Here is a 9,910-nt window from a genome sequence, read left to right as displayed (position 1 = left end):
AGGCCTCAGCCCGCAGGCGGCGCGCGACGCGGTGCAGGCCGCGCTGGTGCGCGCTGGAATGGCCCGCAGCGCGGCGCCTTTTGTCGACCTCAGCCTGACCGAAAGCGCCGGGGTATGGGTCCATGTCGGCGGCGCGGTGTTCGATGCCGGGCGCGTGCGCGCAGGCGAGCGCAGCACCGAGGCGCTCTCGGCCCGCAGCCAGTCCGACCCGATCGGTGACGACAACCCGGCGCGCACCGTGTCGAGCGCGCTCAAGGCCGCGGGCGGGCTGCGCCCCGATGCCGACGCCGGGCGCATCTACCTGATGCGCGGCGGGGCCTGGACCCGGCTGGACCTGCTCGGCCTCGCCACCGGCACGCCCGCCCGCGATCCCACGGTGCAAGCGGGCGATCGCATCTTTGTGGCGAGCACGGGCTGTTTCGATCCGCGCCTCGCACGGGCCAGCGCACTGACCGCGCCGGGCATCCGCGTGTTCATGTCCAACCTCACCCGCCCCGCCGCGAGCAACGCCTCCTCGGCGATCGGCAAGGAGACCACCAGCCTGCCCTATGGCACGCGCTTCCTGCAGGCGCTGGTGGGCATGAACTGCGTGGGCGGCTCGGCGCTCAACAAGGACCGGCGCGCGGTGCTCATTTCGCGCAACCCGATGACCGGCCAGGCGATCGTCATCCAGCGCAGCGTCGAGACGCTGGTGCGCGCGGCGGATCGCGACGCCTACGACCCCTATCTCATGCCCGGTGACGCGCTGGCCTGCTACGACAGCGGCCTGGCCAATTTCCAGGACGCCATTTCGGTGCTCGGCTCGCTCGCCGGGATCGGCACCACCGCGGTCATCCTCAACCAGGCCACCAACTGATGTTCCAGGAGCCAATCCGCCCCGATCCCCCGCGCCGGTTGGTCAAGGCGTGGTTCCTGGTGCGCGACGGCCTGCCCGCGCTCGGCCGCTATCGCCGCTACGTGATCGCCATCGCGATGCCGCTGGCGCTGATCTGGGGGCTGGCGATCGTCTACCTGCTGGTCGCGCCCGTGCGCTACACCAGTTCGATGATCCTGATCCTGCCCGGCAGCGGCGCGGGCGGCAGCCTCACCGTCAACGACATCGGCCAGGCCTCCTCGCTCACCTCCTCGGCCTTTTCCAGTTCGACGCTGAGCCCGACCGAGAACTACAAGCGCCTGCTCGGCGCGAACATCACCCTGCGCCACGCCGCCGCGCGGCTGGGGATCGCGAGCAGCGCCTTCCCCCAGCCCGACGTGCGGCTGACCGACCAGACCAACCTCATGGCAGTCGCCGTCAAGGGCACCTCGCCCACCGACGCGCACGACAAGCTCGAGGCGCTGCGCACCACCTTCCTCGCCGATCTCGACGCGCTGCGCCTCGACGAGGCCGACAAGCGCGCGCAAGCCGATCAGCAGGAGATCGCCCGGCTCCAGGACAAGGCGCGCCAGGCTCAGCAGCGCCTGCTCGATTTCCAGAGCCACAGCGGGCTCGTCTCGGTCGAGCAGTTTCGCACGCGCATTTCCGATCTCGATGCCCTCAAGGCGCGCTATCGCGACACGCTGACCACGCTGAAGGAGCGCGACGCGCAGACCCGGCGGCTCGCCCGGTCGCTCGATTCGAGCGTGGGCGGCGCGCGCATGGCCATGCTGCTCAAGGCCGATCCGCAGTTCCAGACCCTGCTCGGCCGCTACGCCCAGATCCGCAGCGGGCTGGCCGAGAAATCCGCCACGCTGGGGGACCGCCACGCGCTCGTCAGCGAGTTGAGCGCACAGGAACGCACGCTGCGCCAGGACCTGTCGCGGCGCGGGGCGACACTCACCGGGCTCGCGCCGGGTCAGCTTCTGCGCTTCGTCGATCTCGCCGTCAGCGACGGGCGCGCCGCGCTCTACCAGAGCCTCGTCGCCGAGGACAGCCAGACTTACGGGACGCGCGCCGCCGTAAGCGAGATCGCCCGCCAGATCGGCGAACAGAACGCGGCCACCGCCGCGCTGGTCAAGGACGCCTCGCGCCTCGCCGATCTCGATCGCGATCTCAAGGTCGCCGACGCGGTGTTCTCCTCCGCGCTGGCCCGGCTCGACACCAACCGCGCCGATCCCTTCGCCTCCTATCCGCTGGTCCAGACGCTCGAGGCGCCCTCGATCCCCGAGCGCAAGACCTCGCCCTCGCTCCTCCTTGCGCTCGCTGGCGCCATTGCCGCGTCGCTGCTCGTCGTCACAGGGTTTGGCCTTGCATGGATACGCCAGCCGATCATCCAGCTCATCCTGCGCAAACTCTGATCGTGTGGACGATCCAGGGGACCTGGATCTTCTACGTGACCGGCGCGCTCTACATTACCGGCCCCGCGCTCGGCTGGACGCTGGCGCTGATGGTGGCGTGGCGATTCTATGTCTTCCCCACGCTGCCGCGCGGGCAACGGCCGGGCCCCCTGCCGCTGGCCATCGTGCTCTGGCTGATCGGCATGGCGGGCATGGAGGTGGCCTTGCTGGCGGGCCATATCGGCTATGGCCTGGGTATCGGGGCGACGATCAAGTCGAGCATCGGCTGGGCCAAGGGCTGGGCCCTGCTCGCGCTCTATCCCCTCGCGGGGGCAGCGCTGCCGATCCGGCCCGAGGCGGTCTACCGCGCGGTGTGCCGGCTGGGCTTGCAGACGCTGATCCTGCTGCCGCTGCTGCTTGCCGCGCCGATGGTCGGCCTGCCAAGCCTGCTCTACGTCTCACCGCTCAGCGTGGTGGGCGGCTCGGGGCCGGAATTCTTTGCGGTCATGCTCTACATCGTCGATCCGGAGAACGGCGCCTCGCGCTGGCAGTTCTACGCTCCCTGGGCCCCGGCGGCGGGCATGGTCGCGGTCATCCACATGATCTGCGCGCTGCAGGAGCGGCGGCTGGGCTGGATGGCCGTCGGCCTCCTTGCCAACCTGCTGATCGCCTACCTCTCGGGCTCGCGCATGGCGATCCTGGCGACCGCGATCCTGTGGCCCGTCGCGCTCGCGGCAAGCCACATGCGCCGCCCCGCGCTGTGGTTCGCCGCCGCCCCGGCAGTGCTGCTGGGCGGCCTTTTCGCCACCACCATCCGCGAAGCGCTCGAACGTGCGGTGGACGATTTCAAGGGCGCGCGCGCGGACAGTTCCCGCGTGCGCGCCGCGCTCGGCCGGATCGCGGTCGAGCGCTGGCGCAACGAGGCGCCCTGGTTCGGCCACGGCGTGCTCGAGCGCGGACCGCACATGGTCGAGTTCATGCCGATCGGCAGCCACCACAGCTGGTACGGCCTGCTCTTCGTCAAGGGCATCGTCGGTCTCGCCTGCCTTGCGATCCCGCTCGCTTTCTCGGTCGTCACGCTGTTCGGGCGCGCGATGCATTCGCGCACCGCGCGCACCGGCTTCGCGATGGCGCTGGTGCTCACCTTCTACACCTTCGGCGAGAACCTCGAGATCCTGGGCTATCTGATCTGGCCCGGCCTGCTGCTGATCGGCATGGGCACGGTCAGCAGACCGGATGCACCGCCAGCCGCCCCCGCCCCGCCACCAATCCCGCCGCCGATCCCGCCACTGGCGCCGCTTTAGCCAGCGCCGCCTCGGCCCGGTCCAGCACTTCGCTCCAGCCCGCAATGCGCGCCTTTTCCGCATCGGCCATCGCCGCGCGGTTGGCGGCCCCGGCCGCCCGCAGATCCTCGCGCGCCGCCGCCTCGATTCCCGCGGCGATGCCCTGCGGCGTGCGGCAGTCGGCCACCCAGGTGCGCGAGAGCATCTGTTCGGGGAGGCCATCGACATCGGCGACGAGCACCGCGCGCGCGGCCATCTTGGCTTCCGCCGCGACCTGCCCGAACGCCTCCCAGCGCGAAGGGATCACGACGAGGTCGACCGGTTCCAGAAAGGCGGCCAGATCAGTGACCTTGCCCGCGAAATCGACGTTCGCAAGCCCCTGTGCCGCCGCGCGCAGCGACGCCTCGTCCGGCCCGAACCCGCCGAGCGTCAGCGTGAAGCGCCCGGCCGGAAGCAGCGCCATCGCCGCAATCAGCGTGTCGAACCCCTTCTGTTCGGCAAAGCGGCCATAGCTTGCCAGCCGGATCGGCCGTGCGTCCGGCGCCTCGGCCGGTGCCTCGGCCAGTCCCGCCCGGTCGAATCCCGCCCGGCCGAGCCCCACCCGATCCAGACCGTGCCGCCCGCCCCAAGGATAGACCACGCTCGGCGCGCGGCGAAGCCTTGCGGTATCGCGCAGCCAGCGCGCCTGCCCGAAGGAGACGCAGACCACCTCGTCGCACAGCGCGCACCACAGCTTGAGCAGGCGGGCAAAGCGCCCCGCACGCGGCACGTGCCGTTCAGCCCAGGCGCGGGTGTAGCTGTGTTCGACCTGGAGGATGCGCGCGCGCGGATTGCGCAGCCGCAGCGAGAGCAGGAACGGCAAGGCGTTCCAGCGCGGCGGAAAGTGCACCATGATGACGTTCGCGTCGAGCCGGGGGGCGAGCCGCTGGGCGGGGTCGACTTCGACCACCGCACTGGTCATCCGCCCGGCAAGGCTGGGCATGTCGAACACGGCAAGGCCACGCGTCACCCCGCCAAGAGCCAGATCGTCGAGCAGGTGCGCGGTGCGAAGGAGCGGCGCGCTCATGCCACCGCTCCCTGGCCGGTGAAGGCGGTGCGCACGCGGCGCATCAGGGCATCGGGCAGCAGCCGCGTGGCGAGCGCTCCGGCCAGCGTCTGGAGCGTCTTGCCCGGTTCCTTGAACGCCATGACCGGCGCGCTGCGCAGCGCATCGGCGAGCAGCGCGAGCGCAAAGGCCCCGTCGCCCAGTTGCACCGCCCGGCGCGAGAGGTAGCGCAGCTGGAACGCGCGCGCCTTGGGCAGATAGCGGTCCATGAAGCCCGGCGCATCGCCGTAGAGCCCGGACATCGCCCGCGACCAGGCCTCGTACTGCTGCGGAATGCGCGCGGACAGCCCGCCCCCCACGATGCGGTAATCGGTCAGCAACCCCGCGATGCCTTCGAAGCGGCAATCGTGGCGCAGCGCCATGCGCAGCCACATCTCTATGTCCTCCGACTGCCGGAAGCTCTCGTCGAACCAGCACCGCCGGTCGGCCTCCTGGGGATGGGCGAAGGCCACCCGATCGAGCGCGGCGCGGCGCAGGACCGGTGCGGAACCGTTGCCGACGGGATTGCGCATCAGGATGTCGGCGGGTGAGACACCCGCGAGCTGCGGGCGCATCGCGATCCGCAGGACCGCGCCGTTTTCATCGATCAGGCGCGACCCCGAATAGCTCACGTCGACATCCGCGCTCGAATTGAGGTGGATGACGTGGAGCAGGAGCTTGTCGCGATCCCAGCGATCGTCCGAATCGAGCAGCGCAACGAACGTCCCACGGGCCATCGCGATACCGGTGTTGCGCGCCCCGGCCAGCCCGCGGTTGGCCTGTCCGACGATGCGGATGCGCGGATCATCGAAGCTCTTGCAGATCGCGATCGAGTGGTCCTTCGAGCCATCGTCGACGATGATGAGCTCGAAATCGGAGAGGCTCTGCGCCAGCACCGAGGCGATCGCCTCGCCGACGAAACGCTCGACATTGTAGACCGGCATGACCACCGAAACGAGCGGGGCGGGCGCTGAGGCCAGCGCGGGCATGGTCGCTGCGGCAACCGGGCGGAACGGGATGGGGTTGATGTCCATGATACGGGTTCCTCAGGCAAAGATGCGGCGGCGCAGGGCCAGCGGCAGGATGGGAGCAATGAGCGAGCAGAGCGCGGTGGCGGGTCCGCGGCGCGGATCGGAAAGGAAGGCCCGCAGATCGAGCGCCAGGCCGCGCAGCGTGAAGCGCAGCGCAGGAAGCGCCGATCCGGGCAGGCGCAGCGCGCGCCGGGCAAGATAGCGGCAATAGAGCGCTTCGCTGCGGCGTACTTGCGCGGCCGGGGCATAGCGCCCCGCGAACGAGCGCCAGCCGGCGTACATCGCGTCGAGCTGGGCAGAGAGCCCCGCCTCGCTCGTGCGGTAGCAGACCAGCCGGGCGCGGATACCGCGCACCTGCGCGCCTTGCGCCACCAGCCGGGTCAGCCATTCCTGGTCTTCGGCGTGGGTCATGTCCTCGCGAAAGGCCCCGTGGCGCGCGAAGACCGCGCGGCGGGCGACCACGTTGGACATCGTGCAGACCGGGTTCTCGCTCAGGATCTGCGCAAGGCACAGCCGCCCGGCGGGCACTTTCGACTGGGTCAGGGCCTTGCGGCGCAGGACATCGGGCACGAAGACGATCCCCGCGAAGGTCACGTCGAGCGCGGGGTCCGCCTCGTGGCTTGCGCGATGCGCCGCCAGCTTGCCCGGTTCCCACCAGTCGTCGGCATCGAGAAAGGCGATCAGCGCCCCTTTCGCCTCGGCAAGGCCCCGGTTGCGCGCGGCCGAAGCCCCCTGGTTGACCTGTGAAAGAACCCGCACGCGCGGGTCGGTGCGGGCAAAGACCCCGGCCAGCGTGAACGTACCGTCGCGCGATCCATCGTCGACGAGGATCAGCTCAAAGTCGTTCCAGCTTTGCTCGAGCACGCTGCGCACCGCGCGCGCCAGCGTCGCCTCGCAGTTGTAGCAGGGCATGATGATCGAGAAGGTCGGCCCAGGCTTGGGTCCGATGGGGGATCGATGGTCGGACATGGCGGCATTTCCTTGGCGAGAGGCGGGTGCCGGGGCGCTGAGCCCTGGCGTAGCCCCCCTTTCACGGAGCGTGCCAGTTACGAATTTATACGTATTTCTGCGCCTTTGGCGGCTCGCCCGTCCCATCTCCGCCGATCCGACGCGCACTATTCGCAAGACCGCCGCGCGATTTGCGAAATGCGTTCGCGAAACGCGATAGAATGGTTTTCAATAGCCCCTTCCAATTTCTTAATATTGTTTTTGATCAATATGAAAAGGTTACTGGCACGGCTCCTGCAATCCCGGTTGGCACATTCCAACGATCCAGGAGGACGCCATGTTCATCAACCACACCGCATCGTTTCCCGGCGCCTACAACGCGAAGTTCGCCGATCTCCAGACCACGCGCCTCTTCGGATACAACCTCGTGCGCTCGACCCGTGCGGTGATGGCCGACATGCTGGTCAGCGCCGCGATCATGGGCGAGCGGCTCGCGGTCAACTTCCTCAACGCGCACTGCGTGAACCTCGCCGCAAAGGATGCCGAGTACCGCGCGATCCTCAAGCATTCGGACCTGCTGCTGCCCGATGGCTCGGGCGTCTCGCTCGCCGCGCGGCTCGCCCGCCAGCCGACCGGCGAAAACCTCAACGGCACCGACCTGTTCCCCGACCTGTGCGAACGCGCGGCGGCCATGGGAATTGCCATCTACCTGCTCGGCGGCCAGCCCGGCATCGCGGCCGCTGCGGGCGAAGCCATGCAGGCGCGCTACCCCGGCCTTGTCGTCGCCGGGACGCAGGACGGCTTCTTCGCACCCGAGGAAACCGAAGCGGTGATCGCGCGGATCAACGCCTCGGGCGCGGGCATGGTCTTCGTGGGCATGGGCGTTCCACTCCAGGAAAAGTGGATCGCACGCCACGCCGACCGGCTCGACGCGCCTGTCCTGCTCGGCGTCGGCGGGCTGTTCGATTACTATTCGGGACGGATCGCGCGCGCACCGCTGCTGTTTCGCAAGCTGGGCTGCGAATGGGTCTGGCGGCTGATGATGGAACCGCGCCGGCTCGCCAACCGCTATCTCGTCGGCAACGCGCTGTTCGTGGCGCGCGCGCTGGTCCACGCCTCCTCCACCCACGCTGGCGGGTGGATGACCGGATCGCGCAAGCGCCTGCTCGACATCGTGCTGGGGGTCTTCGCGATCCTCTTCTTCACCCCGCTCATGTTCGTTGTCGCCGCCGCGATCGCGATCGAGACGCGCGGCCCGGTGTTCTTCCGCCAGACCCGCATCGGCCACAAGGGGCGCGCCTTCACGATGTGGAAGTTTCGCTCCATGGTTCCCGATGCGCACGGCCTGCGCGCCGGGATGGCCGATCTCAACGAACGCGACGCGGTCTGCTTCAAGGTCCGCCGCGATCCGCGCATCACGCGCGTCGGCGCGTTCATCCGCCGCACCTCGATCGACGAGCTGCCACAGCTGTTCAACGTGCTTGGCGGCGCCATGTCGATCGTCGGCCCGCGCCCCGCGCTGCCCGAGGAAGTGCGCCAGTACGAAGGCCAAGCGTGGAAGCGCCTCGACGCCAAACCCGGCCTCACCTGCATCTGGCAGACCTCGGGCCGCGCCGAAGTGCCCTTCGATCGGCAGGTCGCGATGGACCTCGACTATCTCCAACGCGGCTCGATCGGCTTCGACCTCGCGCTGATGGGCCGCACCATCCCGGCCGTGCTCAAGGCCCGCGGCGCCTACTGACACTTTTCCTGCCCGCCGGTCTCCACCCACCATCGCCCGGCGGGCCTTTTCTTCCCTTGCGCCAAGGCCCTGAACCATGACCTCGACTCTCCTTGCCCGCATCGAGACCCGGCTCGGCGGCCAGCGCGCGCATCTCCTGCGCGGAATGGTCGCCTACGGCAGCGCGGAAATCGCCGGGCGGATTGCCCGGCTCGCCACGACCGTGGTGCTGGCGCGCCAGCTCACGCCCGAGATCGTCGGCCAGGCGGCGCTGGCGCTCAGCCTGTTCGAGCTCGTGCGCGTGCTCGAACGGGTGGGCACCGGGCAGCAGATCGTGCTCGCCAGCGAAGCCGAACTGCCCGCGGTGTGCAACACCGTCCGGCGCGTCTACCTGGTCTGGACCGGGGCGCTGATGGTGCTGCAACTGCTGGTTGCCGCGAGCCTCTGGCTGGTTTTCGATGCCGCAATCGCCGGCGCGATGCTGGCCGCGCTCAGCTTCGTCTTCGTGTTCATGGCGGGTGGGCACGTCCAGTATTTTCTTGCCATGCGCGCAAAAATGGTCGGCCGCCTCGCGCGGATCGGCGCGGCGCAGACCATGGCCGACCAGGGGCTGACCCTCGCGCTCATGCTGCTCTGGCCGAGCCCCTGGGCCATCGTCCTGCCCAAACTGCTGGTCGCCCCGCTGTGGCTGTGGCTGGCCCGCAAGGCGCATCGCTGGGAGCCCGATCGCCGCGCGGGCTTCCTGCCCTTGCGCCGCATCCTGCGCTCGAGCGCGGCGCTGCTGCTGGCCGACACGCTCGCCGCGCTGCGCAGCCAGGGGGACAACCTGATCGTCGCCGCGCTCCTGGGGACGAGCGCGCTGGGGCGCTACTACTTCGCCTACAACGCCGGGCTCGGCATCGTCACCGCGCTCGTCGGCGCGTTCNTCCTGGGGACGAGCGCGCTGGGGCGCTACTACTTCGCCTACAACGCCGGGCTCGGCATCGTCACCGCGCTCGTCGGCGCGTTCGGCTCGGTGGCCTTCCCGCTGCTGGCCCGCGCCGCGCCGGGTCCCGCGCGCGACGCGGCGCAGCGCAGCGTGACGATCGCGGGCCTTGCGCTGTTCGTGCCCCTGGTCGCGCTCCAGGCGCTTGCCGCGCGCTGGTATGTGCCGATCATCTTCGGCGCGCGCTGGAGCGAAGTCGCCCCGCTGGTCTCGATCCTGTGTCTGGGCGGGGTCGCGCTGGCGCTCGGCCAGATCGTCAGCGGCCACTTGCGCGCGCAGGGCCGCATGGAGGCCGACGCGGCCAACGCCATGCTCACCTGCAGCGCGACGCTGGCCGGGCTGACACTGGGCGCGCTAACCGGCTCGCTCACGCACGCCGCGATCGGTGCGGTAGGCGGCGGCACGCTCGCAAGCCTGGTCCTTGCCGCGCGCCATCTCCTGCCCGCGCGGACCTTGCGCGCTGACGTCAGAATACCAGCGGCGCGCGGTCGGGCGCGATCCAGCCGCGCCGCGCGGGCACGCTGAACAGCGTCTCGCGCGTCCAGTGATCGAGCAGCCAGTCGGACCGGCCGAGCGGCGAGGCCATCAGCGCGCCCAGCACCTCGG

General features: G+C 69.9%; 8 protein-coding genes. 5 read left to right on the top strand and 3 right to left on the bottom strand.

The genetic code is table 11. The features are described 5' to 3' along the window. From MTR62_RS18185 to MTR62_RS18175, 3 genes are all read left to right on the top strand, one after another. A partial coding sequence (locus MTR62_RS18185) for a polysaccharide biosynthesis/export family protein (protein WP_244023599.1) occupies positions 1–856 on the top strand: 856 nt, incomplete at its 5' end. Beyond that, positions 856–2,274, top strand: a complete 1,419-nt coding sequence (locus MTR62_RS18180; protein ID WP_244023597.1) for a GumC domain-containing protein — start codon at positions 856–858, stop codon at positions 2,272–2,274. The genes MTR62_RS18185 and MTR62_RS18180, both read left to right, overlap by 1 nt. Continuing rightward, the gene (locus MTR62_RS18175; RefSeq protein WP_244023595.1) at positions 2,229–3,557 is read left to right on the top strand and encodes an O-antigen ligase family protein; all 1,329 of its coding nucleotides are present in this window, start codon (positions 2,229–2,231) and stop codon (positions 3,555–3,557) included. Before MTR62_RS18180 ends, MTR62_RS18175 begins: the two co-directional genes overlap by 46 nt. Here the strand turns inward: MTR62_RS18175 and MTR62_RS18170 are convergent. The 3 genes from MTR62_RS18170 to MTR62_RS18160 are packed head-to-tail and all read right to left on the bottom strand — an operon-like array spanning position 3,478 to position 6,620. Further along, complete coding sequence (locus tag MTR62_RS18170) at positions 3,478–4,602, bottom strand: glycosyltransferase (protein WP_244023593.1); 1,125 nt, start codon at positions 4,600–4,602, stop codon at positions 3,478–3,480. The two genes, MTR62_RS18175 and MTR62_RS18170, sit on opposite strands and share 80 nt — an antisense overlap. Beyond that, entirely contained in the window at positions 4,599–5,654 is a 1,056-nt protein-coding gene (locus MTR62_RS18165) for a glycosyltransferase family 2 protein (RefSeq protein ID WP_244023591.1), read from the bottom strand. Before MTR62_RS18165 ends, MTR62_RS18170 begins: the two co-directional genes overlap by 4 nt. 12 nt (positions 5,655–5,666) lie before the next feature. Further along, a complete protein-coding gene (locus MTR62_RS18160; protein ID WP_244023589.1) occupies positions 5,667–6,620 on the bottom strand; it encodes a glycosyltransferase family 2 protein in 954 nt (317 codons plus the stop codon). A 316-nt stretch (positions 6,621–6,936) separates the two neighbouring features. Between MTR62_RS18160 and MTR62_RS18155 the strand changes: the two genes are divergently transcribed. After that, positions 6,937–8,340 carry a WecB/TagA/CpsF family glycosyltransferase gene (locus MTR62_RS18155; protein WP_244023587.1) on the top strand — a complete coding sequence of 468 codons (1,404 nt, stop codon included), beginning with the start codon at positions 6,937–6,939 and terminating at the stop codon, positions 8,338–8,340. Between the two features lie 76 nt (positions 8,341–8,416). After that, the gene (locus MTR62_RS18150) at positions 8,417–9,829 is read left to right on the top strand and encodes an oligosaccharide flippase family protein (RefSeq protein ID WP_244023585.1); all 1,413 of its coding nucleotides are present in this window, start codon (positions 8,417–8,419) and stop codon (positions 9,827–9,829) included. Positions 9,830–9,910: the final 81 nt, after the last annotated feature.

Source organism: Novosphingobium organovorum (assembly GCF_022832435.1).
Taxonomy (GTDB): Bacteria; Pseudomonadota; Alphaproteobacteria; order Sphingomonadales; family Sphingomonadaceae; genus Novosphingobium; species Novosphingobium organovorum.
This window is presented reverse-complemented; position numbering and strand designations above follow the sequence as displayed.